Origin of the sequence: Xanthomonas sp. Leaf148, assembly GCF_001423585.1 — a bacterium.
Classification (GTDB): Bacteria; Pseudomonadota; Gammaproteobacteria; order Xanthomonadales; family Xanthomonadaceae; genus Xanthomonas.
This window is the reverse complement of record NZ_LMOP01000001.1, coordinates 635,719-657,745: the sequence shown is the minus strand read 5'-3', so window position 1 is coordinate 657,745 and position 22,027 is coordinate 635,719. Positions and strand designations below refer to the sequence as shown.

General features: G+C 64.6%; 16 protein-coding genes. 11 read left to right on the top strand and 5 right to left on the bottom strand.

Annotated features, from left to right (window positions below):
• The first annotated feature begins 66 nt into the window (after window positions 1-66).
• Window positions 67-453, top strand: coding sequence for a DUF805 domain-containing protein (locus ASF90_RS02705; protein ID WP_055845522.1), 387 nt, complete (start codon window positions 67-69; stop codon window positions 451-453).
• Between the two features lie 708 nt (window positions 454-1,161).
• Here the strand turns inward: ASF90_RS02705 and ASF90_RS02700 are convergent.
• On the bottom strand, window positions 1,162-1,947 hold the full coding sequence (locus tag ASF90_RS02700) for a response regulator transcription factor (protein ID WP_055845518.1): 786 nt from the start codon (window positions 1,945-1,947) through the stop codon (window positions 1,162-1,164).
• A gap of 904 nt (window positions 1,948-2,851) precedes the next feature.
• Between ASF90_RS02700 and ASF90_RS02695 the strand changes: the two genes are divergently transcribed.
• The 3 genes from ASF90_RS02695 to ASF90_RS02685 all read left to right on the top strand — a co-directional run bounded on the left by ASF90_RS02695 (window position 2,852) and on the right by ASF90_RS02685 (window position 8,648).
• Window positions 2,852-4,207, top strand: coding sequence for a helix-turn-helix transcriptional regulator (locus ASF90_RS02695; RefSeq protein WP_193552548.1), 1,356 nt, complete (start codon window positions 2,852-2,854; stop codon window positions 4,205-4,207).
• A 223-nt stretch (window positions 4,208-4,430) separates the two neighbouring features.
• A complete protein-coding gene (locus tag ASF90_RS02690; RefSeq protein WP_055846260.1) occupies window positions 4,431-6,299 on the top strand; it encodes an ATP-binding protein in 1,869 nt (622 codons plus the stop codon).
• A 24-nt stretch (window positions 6,300-6,323) separates the two neighbouring features.
• Entirely contained in the window at window positions 6,324-8,648 is a 2,325-nt protein-coding gene (locus tag ASF90_RS02685) for a bacterial transcriptional activator domain-containing protein (RefSeq protein WP_055845512.1), read from the top strand.
• A gap of 382 nt (window positions 8,649-9,030) precedes the next feature.
• Here the strand turns inward: ASF90_RS02685 and ASF90_RS02680 are convergent, their stop codons facing one another.
• Entirely contained in the window at window positions 9,031-10,131 is a 1,101-nt protein-coding gene (locus tag ASF90_RS02680; protein WP_055845509.1) for an NADH:flavin oxidoreductase/NADH oxidase, read from the bottom strand.
• Between the two features lie 614 nt (window positions 10,132-10,745).
• Here ASF90_RS02680 and ASF90_RS02675 point away from each other — a divergent pair.
• Genes ASF90_RS02675 through ASF90_RS02650 form a run of 6 tightly spaced genes read left to right on the top strand, consistent with a single transcriptional unit; the run spans window position 10,746 to window position 16,162 of the window.
• Window positions 10,746-11,588, top strand: coding sequence for an STAS domain-containing protein (locus ASF90_RS02675; protein WP_055845507.1), 843 nt, complete (start codon window positions 10,746-10,748; stop codon window positions 11,586-11,588).
• A 1-nt stretch (window position 11,589) separates the two neighbouring features.
• A complete protein-coding gene (locus ASF90_RS02670; RefSeq protein ID WP_055845505.1) occupies window positions 11,590-11,952 on the top strand; it encodes an STAS domain-containing protein in 363 nt (120 codons plus the stop codon).
• A complete protein-coding gene (locus ASF90_RS02665; RefSeq protein WP_055845503.1) occupies window positions 11,949-12,344 on the top strand; it encodes an ATP-binding protein in 396 nt (131 codons plus the stop codon). Before ASF90_RS02670 ends, ASF90_RS02665 begins: the two co-directional genes overlap by 4 nt.
• Window positions 12,335-13,345, top strand: a complete 1,011-nt coding sequence (locus ASF90_RS02660; protein ID WP_055845500.1) for an ATP-binding protein — start codon at window positions 12,335-12,337, stop codon at window positions 13,343-13,345. The genes ASF90_RS02665 and ASF90_RS02660 overlap by 10 nt, the downstream gene beginning before the upstream one ends.
• A complete protein-coding gene (locus tag ASF90_RS02655) occupies window positions 13,342-14,217 on the top strand; it encodes an ATP-binding protein (protein ID WP_055845498.1) in 876 nt (291 codons plus the stop codon). Before ASF90_RS02660 ends, ASF90_RS02655 begins: the two co-directional genes overlap by 4 nt.
• Entirely contained in the window at window positions 14,207-16,162 is a 1,956-nt protein-coding gene (locus ASF90_RS02650) for a response regulator (protein WP_055845496.1), read from the top strand. The genes ASF90_RS02655 and ASF90_RS02650 overlap by 11 nt, the downstream gene beginning before the upstream one ends.
• 225 nt (window positions 16,163-16,387) lie before the next feature.
• On the opposite strand, the gene ASF90_RS02645 is transcribed toward ASF90_RS02650, so the two are convergent.
• Window positions 16,388-18,037, bottom strand: a complete 1,650-nt coding sequence (locus tag ASF90_RS02645) for a glycoside hydrolase family 43 protein (RefSeq protein WP_055845494.1) — start codon at window positions 18,035-18,037, stop codon at window positions 16,388-16,390.
• A 288-nt stretch (window positions 18,038-18,325) separates the two neighbouring features.
• Between ASF90_RS02645 and ASF90_RS02640 the strand changes: the two genes are divergently transcribed.
• Window positions 18,326-20,686, top strand: coding sequence for a TonB-dependent receptor (locus ASF90_RS02640; protein ID WP_055845489.1), 2,361 nt, complete (start codon window positions 18,326-18,328; stop codon window positions 20,684-20,686).
• A gap of 93 nt (window positions 20,687-20,779) precedes the next feature.
• Here ASF90_RS02640 and trxC read toward each other — a convergent pair whose 3' ends face one another.
• Both trxC and ASF90_RS02630 read right to left on the bottom strand, forming a co-directional pair.
• A complete protein-coding gene (gene trxC / locus ASF90_RS02635; protein WP_055845485.1) occupies window positions 20,780-21,226 on the bottom strand; it encodes a thioredoxin TrxC in 447 nt (148 codons plus the stop codon).
• Window positions 21,227-21,407: 181 nt separating this feature from the next.
• Window positions 21,408-21,773, bottom strand: a complete 366-nt coding sequence (locus tag ASF90_RS02630; protein WP_055845481.1) for a DUF1428 domain-containing protein — start codon at window positions 21,771-21,773, stop codon at window positions 21,408-21,410.
• Window positions 21,774-22,027 lie beyond the last annotated feature (254 nt).

Genomic DNA, 22,027 nt, shown 5'->3' with positions numbered 1-22,027 from the left:
TGCGCGGCCCGTTGCACTGTGCACCGGATCACAAACACTGCTGACTGCTCGTACTGGAGAACCACGATGGAATGGATGTTGTTGCCGCTTAAGCGTTACGCCGACTTCGAAGGTCGTTCGCGTCGCAAGGAATACTGGATGTTCATGCTGCTGCAGGTGATCGTTCTGGTCGTGCTGGGCATCATGTTTGGTATCGCAGCGGCGGTGATGGGGGGCGAGAACGGCCCCGGTCCGCTGGCATGGGTGGTCGGCGCCATCATGGCAATCTTCGTGCTGGCGCTGATCGTGCCCAGCATTGCAGTGACCGTGCGCCGTCTGCATGACCAGGGCAAGTCGGGTTGGTTCTACCTGATCAGCTTCGTCCCCTACGTCGGCGGCTTTGTCGTCCTCGTGTTCATGTGTCTGGACGGCACCCCGGGCCCGAACCAGTACGGCGAGAGCCCGAAGCAGTAATCGCTTTGCACGAAGTGGATTGAACGATGGCGCAGGAATTCCTGCGCCATCGTCGTTTATGCGGCTTGAAGCGACCAGGCAAGCGTCGCGAGCGGTGGTCAGGTCAGGTCGCTTGGACGGCGCGAAGAAGTCGCAATGTCGCGTGGTACCTGCTGATCTGCAGCACGGGCTGCGCTGCCGCGCTGATTGCATGGCGTACCGAGCACGCCATCGCCGGGCGCAATCACGGCGACGCGCTGTGGCCGCATCGAGCCGGTTGCCGCCCGATGGTTGCGCAGTCGTTCTGTCAGCTGCCCTTTGGCGTCTGCACTGGGCTAGCTGCTCCAGCGGAGCGGCCCTAAGCGCAATCGGTTGTACCTCGGCCAATGCAGGTGCTTATTGCGCATGCAACCGGGCGAGCTGCATTCCGCAAGAGGACCAGGCGGCAAGCCTGCAAGGCGCCTCACTTGGCTGATTCCCAGCGTGGGAGAGCGCATGAGCAGCGCAGCGGCCTGCAGTCTATCTGCGCCGATGGAACCCCTGTCGGTTCCTGTTCAAGTCGGCCTAAATAGTTCGAAAATGAAGTTAATCGGATAACTCAACTACGCTGAAAATCGCAGCTAAGACCGCATGACGCCGTCGCTAGAGAATGCATGTCACTACCGTCGCTATCCGCAATGCAGTTACCTCGATACCTGCATCAGTCTGGCCTGATCCCGAGAGCAGCGTTCAGCAGGCGGCGGCGTGATGTCCGGTACTCGAACCCACGCTTTTGCCAAGCATTGGCGGGTCCCTCTCCTGCAGCGCGAGCTCCAGCTTGTAGCCATGCGAATACACGGTTCTGATGCGCACCACTCCACTGTGGTTGCACAGCTGCAATTTCTTGCGCAGCTTGTAGATGTGTTGCTCCATCGTGCGATCGGTGAACTCGGTATGGCTACCCCAGACCGCCTTGGCGAGCTGGCAGCGGCGGAAACAGACGCCGGGGCTGGAAAACAGCATCCAGGCAATCGAGAACTCGCGCGCGGTGAGCACGATCGGCTTGCCGTGCAGATAGACGGTGTTTTCTTCGCGTATCAGCTGATACGGGCCGACGGTGAGGTGCTGCGATTCCTGGCAGGTCTGGGGTGCAGGGGCAATCGCCAATGCCGCGCGCACCTGGAGTTCGCACGAATTGAATGGGAGCGCTAACACTTCTTGTGCGCCGGCTTGGTACCAGGCCAGGATGTCGTCAGGGCAGTCGAAACGTCCCAGCACGATCAGCGGCGTGGGATGACCGCTGTGGCAGCGCTGCCAGGCCAGGACCGAGCTATCGTCCGAGGCGACGCAGGTCGCATCGAAAATCAGGAGTTCGCAGGGCGAATGCCGCAAGGAGCGCAACAGCTCCAGCTCATCGGAAAACACTGCAAATTGTGGCCCCAGCGGGGCAAGGCTCGCGTTGACCTGCGATGCCAGACGCGCGTCCTGCGTCAACAGGAAAGCCGATCCATGCTTGCCGGGAGGATTGCCGTGCATCAGCCAGCCTTCCCATGACGGCACACGTACCAGTCGTGCGTGCGGTGCCGATCACGGGCCGCAGGCGTCGCCACAAAATCCACAGAGAGAGATAAGTGCATTGCCATACCATCCGGCTGCGAAGGGGGGGGGGAGGGTCTGACCGAGGTCGGACGAATGGTATGTACCATTCCAGCGGCAGAAAGTTTCACTGCTACGCACTTTTCTTCGGGTTTGGGTCGGTGCGCTTTAGCTTGCGCTCATCTATACGCAACGCAGCTCTTACATCTTGGGTATGTATAAGCCGATGCATGCATATCCACGCGCCGTGTCTGGACATGTGTGTCCGGATGGGCAGTAGAAAATTGGTTGGAAAGGTCTAGACCAAGGTATTGCGATTACGGCGAACCCGCCGCGCTTAGGGAATAGGTTCAGCTGGGCAGGTAACACGAAAGTTACTTTCGTTATGAGCGGGACGTGCCCGCAGCTGCGTGACTACGGTGCGCCTGTCGCACATGCCGAAATCGACTCAAACACCCCAGAATCCGCATTGAGACCGTGCGTTGGCAGACGTTACAGGACGCCGCTGCGCTGTTCGGGCGCAGCGCGACGTCCGTACGTGTTCGGATGGTGGGAAATGTCCTGCGCTAGACAATGCGCACGCTCTGCAGAAAAGAATGCCGCATATGCAAAACGTACGGCAGAAGCGTTGGAAGACAGAGTGAGGTTTTTTGATTTTTGCGGTGCTTGCAGGTGGGAAATTCCATTGGATCCGCTGCATACAATCGTTTGCGCCAGTGAGAGCTGCGCATTGTTTGTTTTTGCTCGTCCCCCCAAGAGAGAGCCCGGCATGATCCTTTCAACCTACTTCGCAGCGATTTCTGCGTTGTCTTACGCAGATCGTCTTCCTACCTATACAAGCAGGATGCTGGTTGGTGCCTGGCCGCAAGGTCTGCAACATCTTCAACAACGCCGTGATGGCCAGGGAACACCCGATGGCCCCGACGATGAGGTCAGCCTGCTGGGCGCCAGCGGCGATGCCCTATTGATTCTCGAATACCAGGAAGAAGCCGAAGATGCATACCGCCATGCGCTGAAGGCAATGCGCGGCCAACAGCGGCAGCTGCGGCTGCTCTCGTGCCGCAATACCGCCTGGTTGATGCTGAGCCAGCGTCGTCTGAGTGCGGCGTTGAACTGCTTTGCGCAGCTTGCGATGGACCGCGATACGCCAGCCTGCCTATGCGGCGAAGGTCTGCTTGGCAAGGCGCTGACCCACTTTCACCTCGGCCAGAGCACGTTGGCCCTGCAGACGCTGGAGCGTGCGCGCGAGTCGCTGTCCGAGCTGGAAACCGGTGCATCGGACTGGTTGCGCATTGCCACCGCGCTGCGCCTGGACATGATTGCGCAGCTGCGCATCCGTCGCGCCGACCGCATGAGCGACCACGTGTTCTGGCAGGCCACGCTGCGCCAGGAAGACGCCGCGCATGCCTTCGAGCCCAGCGAACTGCGCGCCTGTATCGCCGATCTGGCCGAGAGCATGCCGGTGCTGGCGCAGCGGATGCGCCACGTGCGCAACCTGCTGCGGATCGCTGGCGGCGACACCTTTGGGTTCGACGCGCAGATCGATGCGCTGCCGGCCGCGGCAACCGGTTGCCCGCCCTGCGCGCGGCAGGATGCGCAGGTGGAGCTGGCATTGGCTGCACTGGCGGTAGGCCGCGCCGATCTGGCCGAGCGTGCCCTGGCCGGGGCCGGCCGGCATCACGCGCCGCGCTGGAATCTGGAGTTCGAGTACTGCCAGGCCAAGATCAGCCAGGCGCTGGGCCGTACCGAACAGGCCCTGTTGCTGTACAACCGCTATGCGCTGGGTGCGGTGCAATGCCTGCGCAGCGAAGTGCAGGCACCGCGTCTGCTGGAAAGCGGCACCCCGGCGCACGTCAGCGACGATATCTCCGCGCGCCTGCCGGCCAAGTACCGCCGTGCCTACGGCTACATGATCACCAATGCCCACCGCTCGGACCTGTCGATCAATGAAGTGGCCGCGCAGATCGGTGTGACCGGGCGTGCCTTGCAGCAGGCGTTCAAGTCGGCCACCGGGCTGTCGCCGACTCAGGTGCTGCGGCGTTATCGCATGCAGAGCATCCGCGACGAGCTGCTGGCCGAAGGCGGCTGCGGCAGCGTGTTGCAGGCGGCCAGCCGCTGGGGCGTTGGCAGTCGTTCAGCGCTGGCCAAAGGCTATCGCCAGCACTTCAATGAAGCGCCGATGGAAACCCTGCAACGTTAGCCGACAGCGCCACGGCCCGGCATGTACGCCGGGCCGTGGCGCGTCGTTTCCGACGACTGGATACGGGCTGGTCGCGGGACGTACGCAGCTGTACGCACGCTGGCACAGAAGCCGAAGTGAGACGTGCGTCCAGGATGGCTTGCGGCTATCCTTGCCGGCTCGCACTGCCACCCAGGAGGCGCGTCCGAGGACGGGCGTGGCCGCCAAGGAAACGACGACGATCATGCAAGATCATATCTCCGAGGCGACGGACGCCTCACAGATCCGCCGCGCCGGCGTCGATCTCAATGGACTGATGTCCGTTCTCAGCAAGCATCTGTATTCCACGCCAGTGGTCGCGCTGCGCGAGTTGGTGCAGAACGCGCACGACTCAATCCTGCGGCGCCGCCTGGAACAGCCCGATTGGCAAGGCGAAGCGCGCATCCATGTGCATGCCGATCCGGCGCAGGGCATCGTGCGCATTACCGATACCGGGGCCGGGCTCACCCAGCAGGAAATTCACGATTATCTGGCCACCGTGGGTGTGGGTTACACCCGCGGGCTGCGCCAGGGAGGCCACGAAGATAGCGGCCTGATCGGGATGTTCGGGCTGGGTTTCTTGTCGGCCTTCGTACTGGCGCGACGCGTCACCGTGCGCACCACCTCGTACCAGAGCCCGACGCTGGGTCATTGCTATATCTCCAGCAATGCCGAGCAATACACGGTCAGCCCGATCCCGGCGCGCGCGCAGGTGGGCACCGAGGTGGTGCTGGAATTGCACGACCAGTATCTGTCGTTGGCGCAGGACGCGCGCCTGCACGAGATTCTGTCGCGCTACTGCGCCTTGTTGCGCGAGCCGATCTGGGTCGGTGCCGATGCGCAGCCGATCAATCCGGAGCCGCCGCCGTGGCGCATGGACGACGCAGTGCCGTTGCACCCGGTGCAGGCATGGCGCCGGCAACGCGAGTTTGCGGCGCGCTTCGAACGCAATTTCGAACCGCTGTGCTGCATGCCGGTGCGTGCCGCCGACGGCAGCGATGCGGTCGGCCTGTTATGGGTGCAGGACGGGGCCACCTACGGCACCAGCGACAATCGCAATCTGTCGGTGTTCTTGCGCGGCATGTTGCTGGACGACAATGCGCGCGAATTGCTGCCGCCGTGGGCCGGTTTCATCGGCGGAGTGATCGAATCCAACCGTTTGACGCCGACCGCGAGCCGCGAGGATCTGCAGCGCGATACGGTCTATAGCTCGGTGCAGCACGCCTTGTCCGAAGCCCTGGTGCAGGGCTTGGCGGAGGTGGCGCGGCAACAGCCCGAAGCCTGGCGTCGCATTCTGTTGCGGCATAACGAGGCCTTGTTGGGTGCGGCGCTGTGCGATGAGCGTCTGTTCGACTTGCTGCTGGAACATGTGCGCGTGCCGACCTCGCAAGGCGATCTGCCGGCCCAGCAGCTACCGGCGCGTGGCGCGGTGCATGTGATCCTGGACAGCGACAGCGGTTTCGAAGAAATGTTGTTCCGCGCGATGGGCGTGCCGGTGGCGTACGGAAACCGCTACGCGGTAGTGCCGTTTCTGCGTCGGTGGGCGCAGGCCAAGGGCGTGCGCCTGGTCGAGCTGGGCACCGAGCATGGCAACCGCCAGTTGTTCCATCTCGATACGTTGCCGGCCGACGAACTGGCGTGGCTGGAACAGCATCTGGGCGATGGCGAGGCATTGGTTCCGGCGCGTTTCAGCCCCGAAGAGCTACCGCTGGTGGTGGTGCCCGACCGCGAGGCGGAACTCAAACGCCGGCTGGAGCAGGACGAAAACGACAAGCGGGTGTCCACTGCAGCGCTGCGCCTGGCGCGGCAGTTCACTGCGCGGATCGAAGCGCGCCAGACCCAGCGGTTGTATCTCAATCTCGACAATCCTGCGCTGCAGGCATTGCTCGCCGCACAACGTGCCGGCAACCCGCAGGCTGCGGTCGCCGCGCGCTTGCTGCGCTCGCTCAAGGTGATTGTCTCTGCGCAAGGGCGCGCGCAGCCGCAGGCTGGCGGCGCGGAGTCGGGCGGTTCGGATCTCAACAAGGCCTTCGGCGATCTTGCCGAGGCCGTGACCCAATTGCTGGCGCGCTGAGCGCCGCATTAAAGGAACAACGCAATGGAAATCTGGAACTGGGTGGAGAAGCTGCAGGACGACCTGGGCGAAGCCGGGCAGCCGCAGAATGCGCAGCTGCTGACACGCCTGACCGACCATATCTGCGATCTGCAGATCGAGCGTGCCGAAGCGTTGTTGCCCGAGGCGCGTGCGCTGGGCAAGACGCTGGCCAACCCCTGGCTGGAGGTGTTCGTCGGCCATTGGGAAATGCGTAACCGGGTCGGCAATCTATGCGAAGGCGAGCGCGCGCTGGGCGATGCGGTGGCACTGTTCGAGCGCGCGCATCGCGCCGATGCGGTGGAGTGCCCGCAATCGGTGTGTGTCACCCAGGATCTGGCGGCGTGCTACGCCAACATCGATGGCCCGGGCTGGGTGGAAGAGCGCATCGAGGTTTGCGATGAAACCCTGGGCCGTATCGACCCGAGTTGGTCGTGCTACCAGTGCCTGAGCTGCGAAAAAGCCGACGCCTTGCTCGACGACGGCCGCGGCGACGCGGCGCTGAGCTATCTGGAGCAGCAGTCGCAGACCATCGTGGCGCACGGCGGCCAGATCTACGACGGCGTGCCGGACATGCGGATCTCGATCCTGCTCTCGTTGGGGCGTGCAGCCGATGCCTTGGCGCTGATCGAACAGCGCGAAGTCGAGGCCGCGCGCGAGGGCGCGGAGTGGGCCAACTGCAGTCAGCCGCGTCGTCTGCAGAAAGCACGTGCGCTGGCGCTGTTGCAGCGCGATGACGAAGCGATGGAGGCGTTGCTGCCGTGGCGCGAAGTGGCGCCGCGCTATCGCCTGCATTGGCTGCGCGCGGTGGCGGTGCTGACGTCACGCGCACCCGAGCGCAACACCTGGGATCTGGGCAGCCGCCTGCAGGTCATGCTGGATCATTACGCGCAGGTCGGTGCGCATCGCATCCTGATCGAGGCCGCCGAGCTCGCGATGGATCTGGCGCTGCAGCGCGGTGCGGTGTGGACCGCGCGCCGGCATCTTGCGCTGGCGCGCGCGCATGCGTCCAAGTTGCGGCAGGACCGTGGCGCCACGCAGGCGCTGGATGGGTGGGCTGCGCGCATCGCATCCGCATCGGCGGGCGAGGACGCGCCTGTACCTGCGGCGCAGTTGCTGGAATGGTTGAACGCGCAGGGCGAGGAGGCGGTGCGCAATCCCGAGCGCGAAGCGCAATGGTTGCTGCAGGCGGTGGCCGAGCGTCCGGACGATGCCGAGCTGGTCGATACCGCGGCGTCGGCATTGAGTGCCTGCGCGGCAGACGAGCAAGCGATCACGCTGTTGTGGGATTTCGTGCAGCGGCATGCCGACCGCGAAACCAGCCCCACCTTCCGCCTGATGAATCTGTTGCTTGGCCGCGGCGATGACGCTGGCGTGCGCCGGCTGGCGTTGCTGTATCGCCCGCAGGTACCGGTGGCGGCGCTGTGGTGCGAGGCCCAGCTTGCGCAACGGTTGGGCGATTGGCCGGCGCTGGAACAGGCTTGTACCGCGCTACTGGAGCTCTCGCCGGGCTCGCACGGCGCGCGCGGGCTGCTGGCGCGCATGTATCTCAACACCGGCCGCTTTGCCGAAGCGGCCGACGTCTACCGCCAACTGATCGCGCTGATGGACGAGCCGCGTTCGGCGCATTGGGACCATATGACCGCCGCCAGTGCCGCGCAGGACTGGGATGCGGTGCGGGTGTCGGCAGCCGCGATCGGCATGGAGCTGAGCAGCACCAGCGGGGTTGTCGAAGAAGACTGGGGCTGGGTGATCGTGCGGTGCGTGGACGACGGCGAAGTGGGCGAGTACTACGCGCGTCGCACCGGTCCGGTGACCGCGCGCATCATCGAAAACGCACCGGCCCACCGCCGTCAGCATGTCGGCGATTGGGTGGTGTTCGATGCGGAGCTGCTGTATCCGGCGCCGGAGGACGAGGCCGAGCGTGCGCGGTTCGTACCGACCTATGCGCAGGTGCATGTGCTGCAGACAGGTGGCTATGGCAGCAGCTGGCTGGTGGACGGCGTCCACCCTGGCGACGAGGTGATCGAGGCGCTGCGTGCAGATATGGAAACGCGCGGGTGGAAGGCGTGGCTGCATAGTCGCGACGACTATCGCGTGGTCGACCCGGAGCACCCGGATGCATTCGACCCGGAGGATGCGACGTCCGGGCTGCCAGGCGTGTTGTTCACCGTGGCGCTTCCGGAAAACGTCGCGCCGCAGGAACTGCATCGCGTACTGCGGTGCACGACCTCGCGCTGGTCGCATCCGATGTGCTGGCTGCGGTTGGCCGAAGCCTGCGAGCAGGACACGCGTCCGCATCTGGAGGCGGTGGAGCGCTACGGGCTTTAGAGCGGCTGATGCCGCAGGGATTGGGGATTAGGCGTTCGGGATTGGCGTGCTGCTTTGCACGCCGTCTCTGCGGTCTGCGGTGACGTGCGAAGGTGCGTGGGTTCTCGCGCGTGCAACGCTCAATGAGCGTGGTCCTTTGCCATTGGCACACTTTGGTTCTTAGCGCGCCGTCCAATGCGTCGTGCGACCGGTGTGTCGCTGGTCGCTGCAGAGATTGGGAATTGGGGATTGGCGTGCTGTTCTGCGCGCCGTCCGTGCGGTCTGCGCGAAGGTGGGAGGTAGCGTTCCCTCCCGTGCTTGCAGCGATCGTGGCGGGGCGGGATATGTCTTTGTTTGAGCAAGACGTTGCCGCGCTAGCGGCAACGTCGCAGTCCGCGTGTGATCAGCTGCGGTTGCCGTAGCGCTCCAGCCAATGGGCGTATGACGGCGGCAGCACCCAGGACGGACGCGCTTCGCCCAGTGCCAGTGCCGCCTGGTACGGCCAATGCGGGTTGGCCAGGTGCGCGCGTCCGACCATCACCAGCTCCATCTGCCCATCGGCGACGACGCGGTTGGCTTCGATGGGGTCGTCGATGTTCCAGGACGAGGCGACCGGCAATTGCGCCTCGCGGCTGACGCGTTCGGCGATCGGTGCCAGCAACGCCGGGCCCCATGGAATCTGCGCATTCGGCGTGCTGAAGCCCATGCTGACGTTCAACAGATCCAGACCGCTGCGCTTGAACTCGCGGGTCAAGTCGATCGCCTCGGCCAACGTCTGTTCGTCGCGGCCGTCGAACTCGATGACACCGAAGCGTGCGGTGAGCGGCAGATGTTCCGGCCACACCGCGCGCACGGCCTGCAGCGTTTCCAGCAGAAAGCGCGCGCGGCCTTCGGCGCTGCCACCGTAGCGATCCTCACGGTGGTTGGCGTGCACCGAGAAGAAACTCTGTGCCAGATAGCCGTGGGCGAAGTGCAGTTCCAGCCACTTGAAGCCTGCATCGCGTGCACGTTGCGCGGCGGCGACAAAATCGCCACGCACGCGGGCGATGTCGTCCAGCGTCATCGCCCGCGGCAGTTTGGACAGGCCGCCACCGAAGGCGACTGCGGACGGCGACAACGTGTCCCAGCCGCGCGCATCGCCGTCGGCGATATGGTCGTCGCCTTCCCACGGTGCGTTGGCGCTGGCCTTGCGACCGGCATGGCCGATCTGGATGCCGGGCACCGCACCTGCTGCGGTGATCGAGGCGGCAATGCGTGCCAGTCCTTCGGCCTGCGCATCGTTCCACAAGCCGAGACAGCCTGGGGTAATGCGACCTTCTGGCGATACGCCGGTCGCCTCGACGATGACCAGCGCGGCGCCACCGCGCGCCATGCTGGCGTAGTGGACCTGATGCCAATCGTTGGTAAAGCCGTCGACGGCGGTGTATTGGCACATCGGCGGGATCGCGATGCGATTGCGCAGCGAGACATCCTTGAGCTGATAAGGCGAAAAAAGCGACGACATTGCGGGGAGGGAACCTTGGAAAAAGCGGTTGGCGATCAGACCACGCCGACGGCCGGATCAAAACACTGCCAGTAGCACACCGCGTTGCAGCGGCTTGGGGATGCACCGCCGAGGCCGGTAGCGGTTGCTTGAGTGCCATGGCGTGGTGGGTGCAGAAGCAAAGGGCAGATGCGTGGCGCAATGGCGCCACACGCGCGCTCCCGGCGCGTGCGCGCACACAAGACCTGCGCGACAACGCGCAGCGACCGTAGCAGCGCAGCGACATGCCGCTTGCAAGAGACCGGGACTCGCCGTCGCTCAGGCATACGTCTCAGCAGCCAATCACACACATGCAGTCCGCGCCTGCGCACTCCCGACCAACATCAAGCACCCTAATGCCAATTCCCAATTCCCGATTCCCGATTCCAACGACGTGTCCCGGTGCACGTTCGGCGCTTGCGCTGCAATGTCAAACTGCCGCCAGTAGCGTCCTCTGACTGCTACAGGTTTGGTCGCTGGTTGCCGAATCTGAATTGCTTTACTCTGCTGCGCATCGGCGTGGGGGCGCCGCGTCAGTCATGGCGCAGGCCAACCTGCATGCCCAGTGTCTCCTCTTAACTTTGGCGGGTGATCTCATGGTGGCATTGCAGCAGCGCTCAATCGACGCGATCCGTGGCCAAGAAGCCGCGTTGTTGGCCGCCTGGCTGGACGTAGGCCTCGGCAACGATGCGCGCATCTCCCGGCAGGATCTGCAGGCCCAGGGCGCGGACTTTCTAAGGCTGTTGGTCGCCTCGTTGAAGGACGACGGTAGCAGTCTGGACAGTGCCGAGTGGAGCGAAGTGCGTCGCTTCCTGGAAAATCTGTCGCGCGACCGCGCCACCCGCGGCTTCGATTCGCAGGAAACCGCCAACTTCATCTTCTCGCTCAAGCGCGTGCTGTTCGAGCTGGTGCAGCGCGAATATGCCAGCAAGCCGGAAGACCTCGCCCAGCAGCTGTGGGCGCTGTCCGAACTGCTGGACCGCCTGGGCCTGTACACCGTCAAGGCATTCCAGAAAACCCGCGAAGACATCATCGTGCGGCAGCAGGAAGAAATGCTGGAGCTGTCCACGCCGGTGGTGAAGTTGTGGGAGGGCGTGCTGGCATTGCCGATGATCGGTACGCTGGATTCGCAGCGCACCCAGGTGGTGATGGAATCGCTGCTGCAGCGCATCGTCGACACCGGCTCGGAGATCGCCATCATCGACATCACCGGCGTGCCTACCGTGGACACGCTGGTGGCGCAGCATTTGCTCAAGACCGTCACCGCGATCCGGCTGATGGGCGCCGATGCCATCATCAGCGGCGTGCGCCCGCAGATTGCGCAGACCATCGTGCATCTGGGCCTGGATCTGCAGGGCATCGTGACCAAGGCCAACCTGGCCGATGCGTTGGCGCTGGCGCTCAAGCGCACCGGCGTGACCGTGAGCAAGGCGAGCTGACATGGAGCGCATCCCGATCCTGCGGATGGGCAATCTGTTGCTGGTCACCATCCAGGTGGACATGCACGACCAGCTCGCGCTGCAGCTGCAGGAAGACTTGTCGGAAAAGATCAGCGTCACCTCCGCGCGTGGTGTGCTGATCGACATCTCCGCACTGGATATCGTCGACTCGTTCATCGGCCGCATGATCAGCACCATCTCCGGGCTGGCGACGCTGATGGGCGCCCGCACCGTGGTGGTAGGCATGCAACCGGCGGTGGCGATCACCCTGGTGGAACTGGGTCTGACCTTGCCCTCTGTGCGTACGGCGCTCGACGTCGAACGCGGCATGCGGCTGTTGCAGCAACCCGACCCCGCATCATGACCACCGGCTCGCAGCCGGTGCGGACCGAGCAGGACGTCGTGATGGCGCGGCAGACCGTGCGCAAGCTGGTGGTCCAGTGCGGGCTGCGCTTGGTGGACCAGACCAAGCTGGTCACCGCAGCCAGCGAGCTGGCGCGCAACACCGTGATCTACGGCGGCGGCGGCGACATGGACTGGGCGCTGGTGGAAAGCGGTATCCGCAAGGGCGTGCAGCTGACCTTTCGCGACGAAGGTCCGGGCATCCCGGATCTGGATCTTGCGCTCACCGACGGCTGGACCTCCGGCAGCGGGCTGGGGCTGGGCCTGTCCGGCAGTCGACGGCTGGTGGACGATTTTGTGCTGGATACTGCGGCCGGCAAGGGCACGCGCATCACCATCACCAAATGGAAGTGAATGTCGCCGGCGCACTCACCCAGGTCATCCGCGTTGAGGAAGTGACCCAGGTGGGGCAGGTGCGCCGCGATGCGGTGGCGCTTGCGCAGGCCAATGGGTTCGACGAATACGCCTGCGGCCGCGTTGCCCTGGTTGCGACCGAGCTGTGTACGAATCTGCTCAACCACGGCGGTGGCGGGCAGATCCAGCTGTGCAGCGTGGCCGGTCGCGACGGCATCGGCGTGGAGCTGTGTGCGTTAGACCAGGGCCCGGGCTTCGTACTCGCCGATTGTTTGCCCGACGGCTATTCCACCGGCAGCACGCCAGGTAATGGCCTGGGCACGGTGCACCGGAATGCGGCGCTGCTGGATGCGTATTCGGACCGCACCGGGGCGGTTGTGCTGGCGCGCGTCTATGCCGATGCACGCGCCACGCGCGATCTGCCCTATGGCGCGATCCGGCTGCCGCTGCATAACGAAGTGGTGTGCGGCGATGCCTGGCATCTGGCAATCGATGCGCAGCGCGTCACCGTCACCCTGATCGATGGCCTGGGCCACGGGCCGGGCGCGGCCGATGCCGCCGATGCCGGCGCCCGCGTTGCCGCCACTGCCAGTGGCTACCCCGATGAACGTGTCGCACGACTGCATGCCGGCATGTCCGGCAGCCGTGGCGGTGCTGCGGCGGTGATGCAGTTCGACCGCAGCAGTGGGCAGGTGCGCTTTGCCGGCGTTGGCAATATCGGCGCAATGCTGTGCGACGGCGATGGAGTGCGCGGCATGCCCTCGCACCCGGGCATCGTCGGCGTGCAGTTTCGCAAGGCCAACCCTTTCGATTTTCCGCAGGCTGCGGGCAAGCTGCTGGTCATGCATAGCGACGGTGTGCAGACACGCTGGAACCTGCGCGATCACGCCGGGCTGTTGTCGCGCCATCCACGCATCATTGCGGCTGTGCTGCTGCGCGAATACGCGCGCGGCCGCGACGATGCGTGCGTTTTCGTCATGCGCCTGGGAGGCATGCAATGAACGGATCCGATGCAGCGCCCGGCAGCGCTTCGATCGCCGAACTTGAAACCCTGCGCCAGCAGAACCAGGCGTTGCGCCAGGAGCTGGAAGAAACCAATCAGGGCGTGCTGGCACTGTATGCCGAGCTCGACCAGCAGGCCGAACAGCTGCGCGAAGTATCCGAACTCAAGAGTCGGTTCCTGTCGTACATGAGCCATGAGTTCCGCACGCCGCTGGGTTCGATCCTGAGCATCACCCGGCTGCTGGAGGACGGCATGGACGGACCGCTCAACGACGAGCAACTCAAGCAGGTACGCTTTGTCAGCGCGTCGGCGCGCGAGCTCACCGAGATGGTCGATGACCTGCTGGATCTGGCCAAGATCGAAGCCGGGCGGGTCACCATTTCGCCGGGCTGGTTCGATCTGATGGACCTGTTCGCAGCGTTGCGCGGGATGTTCCGCCCGCTGACCGATGCCAGCCGCACGACCTTGATTTTCGAAGATCCGCCGGTGTTGCCGATGCTCTACACCGACGACAAGAAGTTGGCGCAGATCCTGCGCAACTTCATTTCCAATGCGCTCAAATTCACCCCGCACGGCCAGGTGCGCGTGCTGGCGCACCTGGAAGGTGACAGCCACGTGCGCTTCAGCGTGCAGGACACCGGTATTGGTATCGCGCCCGAGCTTCACGATGCTTTGTTCGAAGATTTTGTACAGGTGGACTCGCCGCTGCAGAAGCGCCTGACCGGCACCGGGCTGGGGTTGGCGATCTGCAAGCGGTTTGCCGAATTGCTTGGCGGACGGGTCGGTATCAACAGCGTGGTCGGGCAAGGCTCGGAATTTTTTGTGGTCCTGCCGGTGACGCTGGCAGCGGAGAAGGCACTTGAGCAGTAAGCAGCACATTCTGGTCGTCGATGACAACGCGGTGACGCGCTATTCGGTGCGGCGCGTGCTCGAACATCACCGTTTTGTGGTCGACGAAGCAGGCACCGGTACCGAAGGCCTGAGCAAGCTGGCGACGCAGACATTTGCCGGTGTGGTGCTGGACGTCAACCTGCCGGACATGAGCGGCTTCGACATCGTGCGCAGCTTGCGCGCCGAGCCGCGCACCGCATTGTTGCCGGTGGTACACGTGTCTGCCGCATCGATCGCCACCGGCGACATGATCACCGGCCTGGATGCCGGCGCCGATGCGTACCTGATCCATCCGGTCGACCCCAATGTACTGGTCGCCACCTTGCGTACGCTGTTGCGCGCGCGCAATGCCGAAGAAGCATTGCGGGTCAGCGAGGCCCGCTTCCGCGAGATCTTCGAGCACATCAGCGCGCCGATCGCGGTGGTCGATGCCACCCTGCATACGCATGAACTCAACGCGGCGTTTCAGCGCCTGATCGGCGACGCCACGCCGGGTGATGCGATCCACGCCGCCGGGCTGGATCAAACGGCCACGGTGCAGGCGCTGACCAGCGCACTGGCGCAGCGCGAGCGCTGGAGCGGCACGTTGTCGATCCTGCGCGATGGCAAGCTGTGCGAAACCGAATGGCGGGTGTCGCCGTACCGCGAGCCGGATTTGGGCCTGCTGATGGTGGAAGACGTCACCGAGAGGCGCGAGCGCGAGCGCGAGCAGCGTCAGGAACTGGATACCGCCACCACCGAACTGGCGCACCAGATCGCCGAACGCCAGCGCACCGAAATCCAGCTGTTGCAGGCGCAAAAAATGGAAGCGCTGGGCAAGCTCACCGGCGGTATCGCGCACGACTTCAACAATCTATTGACCAGCATCATTTCCGGCCTGGACATGATCCAGCTGGCGGTGGAATCCAACCGTATCGAACGTGTACCGCGCCTGGCCGAGATTGCCACCGGCTCTGCGCATCGTGCTGCAGCGCTGACTCAGCGCATGCTCGCGTTCGCGCGCAAGCAATCGCTGGATGCGCAGCCATTCGACGTCAATCTGCGCGTGCGTTCGCTGGAAGACATGCTGCAACGCTCGATCGGCGAGAACATCGCCCTGGAGCTGGAGCTTGCCGATACCTCGCTGGTGGCCATTGCCGATGCCAACCAACTCGAGAACGTGGTGCTCAACCTGGTGATCAACGCCCGCGACGCCTTGCGCGGGCAAGGCACGATCTGTGTGCAGACCGCTGCCTACACCGCGCACAACGACCCGGAACTGGACGATGGCGAGTACGTGGCGGTCAACGTCATCGACAATGGCAGCGGCATCGAGCCGGCGGTTCTCAATCAGGTGTTCGAGCCGTTTTTTACCACCAAACCCATCGGCGAAGGGACCGGCCTTGGGTTGTCGATGACCTACGGCTTTGCGCGCCAATCCGGCGGTACTGCGCGTATCACCAGTGCGATCGGCCGGGGCACGACGGTGGCGTTGTTGCTGCCGCGCGGGTTGTCGGCGAGCGCGTTGCCGCCGGCACCGGCGCCGACCACACCACGGGCGCGTAACGCGCGCATTTTGTTGGTGGACGACACCGACGTGGTGCGCATGATGGTGAGCGAGGTGCTTAGCGACGCCGGCTATGAGGTGATCGAAGCCGAAGATGCCATCGGCGCGTTGGATCAATTGCGCACCGATGTGCAGATCGATCTGCTGGTGTCCGATGTCGGCCTGCCGGGCATGAACGGGCGCGACATGGCCGACGTGGCGCGTACGTTGCGCCCGGGGTTGCCGATTTTGTTCATCACCGGCTACGCCGAAAACGCGATCACGCGGCAGGAGTTCCTGGCCGACGGCATGGCCTTGCTGCCCAAGCCCTTCAGCCTCAACGATCTGCTCAATACGGTGGGGCAGATGCTCGACAGCAGCGTGCTGGCGCGCGCGTAAAGCGCAGTGATTTGCATGTTGGTGTGGGTGGATGCGACGTCGGATACGACGACGCTGCGGCACGACGCTGCTGTTGCGGCACTGGATGTGATAAGTCGCATCCGCAGTAGCGCGTTCGATCAGGCCTGCGCCAGGCGCAGATAACGCAAGCAACAGTGCGCGCTGGTTTTCGCGTGCACTGCATGGAGCTGATTGCGCGGCAGGGCGGTGTACGCGTGCCGGCAGTCAACGCGAATACGCGTACGGCCCGAACGTGGCGCCCAGAAAGCCGCCGGCCGTCTCGGTGCTGAGCAGCGTGGCGTCACCCTGTTCGAGCAACGTCTGCCACTGGCCGCTGCCCACCGCGTAATCCACATGCACACGCGCGCCGTCCAGCGCAAAGCGCAGCTGCACCGGTTGCGTTGCATCGGGCAGCGGCGCACGCGCCAGCACGGTGCCGATGCTTGGGTCCTGCAGGCCGGCGCGGCGATACAACACCACCGACGCGCCAGCCTCATCGCGCACCAGCATGGCTGCCAGAAAGTGGCTCTCCTTGGCCACCAGCGCAAGACCGGCCTGTTCGCCGGCCGCCAGCGCGCTGCCATCGACACTGGCCGCCAGCGTGGCGTGGTGATGCTGCAGGCGATGGCCCAGATACGCGGGTTGGCCGCGGCCGATGTCGCCCAGCGCGACCTGCGACGGGGTGATGCGCAACCCCTGCGGGCCGGGCAGGTACCACGGCTGGGTGGGCGGGTGGATGGTCATCCATTGCATCGGCACGCGCGCTTCCTGGAAGCGCTCGCTCCATTGCATCGGGCCGCTGGTGGGCAGGGTCTGGGTGCCGCTCGGCAATGCGGGACGCGTGGCCACCGGCGGCACAGCGCTGCCGTGCGGCACTACCTGCGGCCAGCCGTCGCGCCATTGCACCGGCAACAAGAAGGTTTCGCTGCCAAGCGCGTAGTGGTTGCCCTGATACGGGCGGGTGCCCAGGAACACCGCCCACCAGGTACCGTCCTTGAGCTCGACGAACTGTGCGTGCCCGGTGGAGGTGATCGGTGCGCTGCGGCTCGGGTCCAGGTCGCGCTGGGTCAGCACCGGATTGCCGCTCCAGGGCTCGTAGGGGCCGGTGATCTGGCGGCTGCGGTAGATCATCTGCGCATGCTGCTCGCCGGTGCCGCCTTCGGCCGCGGTGAGGTAGTAATAGCCATCGCGGCGGAACAGATGCGGGCCCTCGATGTGCTCGGGATTGGTGGCCGGTTGAAAGCCCGAATCCACGATTGCCTGACGCGTGCCGACCAGCTTCATGCGGGTCAGATCCAGCTGCTGCAGCCAGATGGCGCGGTGTCCGTCGTAGCGCAACTTGCCGGCGGGCACATCGTTGTTGACCAGCCAGGCGCTGCCGTCGTCATCGAAAAACAGCGACGGGTCGATGCCTTTGGCGTCGAGCCAGATCGGATCGGACCACGGCCCGGCCGGATCGGTGGCGGTGATCAGGAAGTTGCCGCCATCGCAGTAAAAACAGGTGTTGGCGATGTAGAAGGTGCCGTCGTGGTGGCTGATGCTGGCGGCGAACAGGCCACGGGTCAGTTCGTCGCGGCCGTAGTCGATCTGGTCGGCGCGATCGATCGCGTTGCCGATCTGGTTCCAGTGCACCAGGTCGCTGCTCTTGAACACTGGCAGGCCGGGAAAATAGCCGAACGTGGAATTGACCAGATAAAAGTCGTCGCCGACCCGGATCGCGGACGGGTCCGGATAAAAACCGGCCACCACCGGATTGCGGTACTGCGCCTCTGTCGGCAACGGGCCGCCGTCATCGCCCTGGTAATCCACCTGGGTGATCAGTGCGCTGCCGGCGTAGGCCAGCTGACAACTCATGGCGGCCATCAGGCCCAGCATCCATCCAATTCGTTTCACGACAGTTCCCCCGATGCGCGCCACTGGCGTAGCGCCAGCCTTGCGGCAGCATGACAGCTCGCCGCCGAGCAGGGCATGCCGTTTTGCCATGCCGCACGCGTGTGGTGGCATGGCTGTGCGCAACGTGGCCGATGGGCGCGGATCGGCACGCCTGCCACTTCGCTGCAACATTGCTGACATATCGTGCGCGCGGCGCCATGCGGCGCCCCCTTCTGGCAGACCCATGCCGAACGGACTCATCTTCGCGTCTTTACCCAAGGATCAACCCGCATGTCGTTGTACTCGTCTGTTTCTCCGTCGCTGAGGTCCGTTGTTGCGCATCTGGATGCGCGTGCACCGCAACCTACGCCGCTGGCACGCGCCTGCGCCGGTCTGCTGCTCGCCTCGATGGCCGCTGCCGCATCGGCCCAGCAGGCGCCGGCCAGCCAGGGCGAGGGCAGCCCCACTGCGCTGGATGCGGTAACCGTCACCGCCGAGCACCGCGAGCAGAACCTGCAGGATGTGCCGGTGTCGGTGGGCGTGGTGCAGGGCGCGGCGATGCGCGAGTACACCGCCGGCGGCGACGACACCTTGCTGGCGCTGTCCGGCCGCGTGCCGGGCTTCTACGCCGAGACCACCACCGGGCGCATCTTCCCGCGCTTCTATATCCGTGGCCTGGGCAATATCGACTTCTATCTGGGTGCCTCGCAGCCGGTCTCCATCATCCAGGACGACGTGGTGCTGGAGCACGTGGTGCTCAAGTCCAACCCGGTCTACGACGTGGACCAGGTCGAAGTGCTGCGCGGCCCGCAGGGCACCTTGTTCGGCCGCAATACCACCGCCGGCATCGTCAAGTTCGACACCGTCAAGCCCGGCGATACCTATACCGGCCGCGTCGACGCCAGCTACGGCAGCTACAACACGGTGTCGCTGGATGGCGGCTTCGGCGGGCCGATCAACGACGTGCTGTCGTTCCGCGTGTCGGCGTTGTACCAGCACCGCGACGACTGGGTGGACAACACCTTTGCCGGCAGCAGCGCCGATGGCACGCGTACCCCACGTAAGGACGCAATGGGCGGCTACAACGACCGCAATGCGCGCCTGCAGGTGCTGTTGAAGCCCAACGATGCGTTCTCGCTGCTGGGCTCGGTGCACACCCGCGATTACGACGGCACCTCCACACTATTTTTGCGCAATGCGGTGACACGTGGCAGCGACAAGGTTGACGTGCCGCGTGATCGCGTGGCCTACGACGAAGCCCACGACAACCCGCAGGCCTACAAGACCGATGGCGGCTCGATCAAGGCGATCTACGATTTCGGCGGCGTCTCGCTGACCTCGATCACTGCTTACGAAACCACCTCCGGCTACAGCCGTGGCGACACCGATGGCGGTGCGGCGGCCAATTATCCGGTCAATGGGGTGCCGAACGGGTTCGGCCAATCGATGGGGCAGATTCGCGATCTGGATCAGTACACCCAGGAGCTGCGTCTGGCCAGCGAGGGCGACGACGCGCTGCAGTGGCAGGTGGGCGCGTTCTATTTCGATGGCCGCGACACCACCGATTTTTATCAGCGTGCGTATTTCTTGCGCACTGCGGCGCGCAATCCCAATAACTGGGTGAGGCTGCGCAACACCAATACCTCGTGGGCCGGCTTCGGTCAGCTCAGCTACAAGGCCACCGATGCGCTGACGCTGACCGCCGGCATCCGCCAGACCAAGGACACCAAGGAAACCCGTCTGCTCAAGACCGCCGACACCGCGGCCGGCGCGGTGACCTACCGTGGCCGTCGCGATGTGCGCATGTCCGACACCCAGCCCAGCTGGGACCTGAGCGCGATGTATGAACTCAACCCGGACCTGAGCGTGTATGCACGCGTGGCACGCGGCTTCCGCGGCCCCACCATTCAGGGCCGCAGCGCGGTGTTCAATTCGGATTTCACCACCGCCGATTCGGAAGCCATTCTGTCGTGGGAAGCCGGCATCAAGAGCAGCCTGTTCCAGAACCGGCTACGCCTGAATGTCAGCGGCTTCACCTACACCGTCGATGACATCCAGCTCAACGGCAACGATTCGGACGGCAACGGCGTGCTGTTCAATGCCGACAAGGCCAAGGCCTACGGTCTGGAAGCAGACCTGGATTGGCGCCCGATCTCCAACCTGTCGCTGACCGCGGGCCTGAGCCTGTTGCATAGCGAAATCAACGACAAGCGCGTGTTTGCGCAGGCCTGCGCGCTCAATGGCGTGGTGGTGTGCACGGTCAACGACCCCACCATCCGCGTCGGCGCCAACACCTTCGCGCAGATCGACGGCAACCCGCTGCCCAACGCGCCCAAGTACAACCTCAACCTGGCCGCACGCTACGACATTCCGATGGGCAACGACGGCGCGTTTTTCGTGTCCACCGACTGGAACAAGCAGGGCGAGACCAGCTTTGTGCTGTACGACTCCACCGAGTTCCGTGCCGATGGCAACTTCGAAGGTGGCCTCAAGCTGGGCTACACCGGCGGCTACGGTGCATGGGAAGTGGCGGCATTCGCGCGCAACATCACCAACGAAAAGAACGTCAAGGGCGTGATCGAAAACTATATGGCGGCGGTGTACAACGAGCCGCGCATCGTGGGCGTGTCGGTCAACGTCAACTGGCAGTGATCGCCAGCTGATCGATGGGCTGCGGCGTCTGCGTCGCAGCGGCACCTGCATCGACGAAGGCCAGCTGCGTGCATGCGCAGCTGGCTTTTTTTATCAGCGACCGTCCAGCACCGAACGCACCCAGCTGACGATCTGCGCGCTGCTCACCGTGCCGGAATGACGGCCGATCTCATGCCCGCCGCGGATGACCAGCAGGGTGGGGATGCTGCGGATGCCAAAACGCGTGCCCAGCGCAGGATGCAGATCGGTATCCACCTTGGCCAGCCGCACCTGCGGCTCCAGCGTCGCGGCGGCGGCCGCAAATTGCGGTGCCATGCTCAGGCACGGCGCGCACCACGGCGCCCAGAAATCCACCACCAGTGGCAGTTCGCTGCGCACGGCGTGCTTGTCGAAATCCGCCGCCGACAAGGTCACCGGCGCCCTCAGAAACAGCGGCCGATGGCAACTGCCGCAGTTGGGCGCATCGTGCAGGCGTGCGCGCGCAACGCGGTTCATGGCGGCGCAGTTCGGGCAGGCGATCAGGAGCGGTGCGTCGGTCATGCGGTGGTCTCCGGTGGACAGGCAATGCAGTCGCGACGCCCGGACATCACCGACGGCACATGCGGCTGCATGTGGTCAGTGTAGCGACCACGGCAGAAGGCCCTGTGTCGGGAGGCCGGCCGCCGCGCATGATGCCTGCGGCGGCCAGGCGACAGCGCGCGGCAATCGCGCGCTGCTTCGCTCAGGCTGATTGCCCAAGCGCCACGATCGGGACAAAGCCGCCGTAGATCATGCGTTTGCCATCGAACGGCATCGGGTTGACGGCCGGGTCCATGCGCGGGTCGTCCATCATCTTGCGCATGCCCGCATCGCGGGTGGCCTTGTCCGGCCATTCGATCCACGAAAACACCACGATCTCGTCGTCGGTGGCCGCTACCGCGCGCTGGAAGTCGGTCCATTGGCCCTGCTGGACATCGTCGCCCCAGCACTCCATCACGCGCAGTGCGCCGTACTCCATGATGATCGTATCGCCCATGCGGGCGTACTCCTGAAACGTGTCCTTGTTGGCCTTGGGCACTGCAAGGACAAACCCATCGACATACGACATAACCGCCTCCGCTGACATGACGCACGGCGTGCGCCTGATGATGACGAACAGATGTTGGTGCGATCGAAGAACGTGGAGAGCCGAGTTCAGGCGCGTGGCACCAGGGCATCGAGCGGAGCATACGGTGCATTTCGGCGACTGGCACTGCTCGCGCTCGCATGACCCCCATCGGCTGCGGTTGAGTCCGGCGATGCGTTACAGGGCGCTGCGATCCACGTTGGATACACACGCCAGGTGCGGTTGCGATGCTGCAA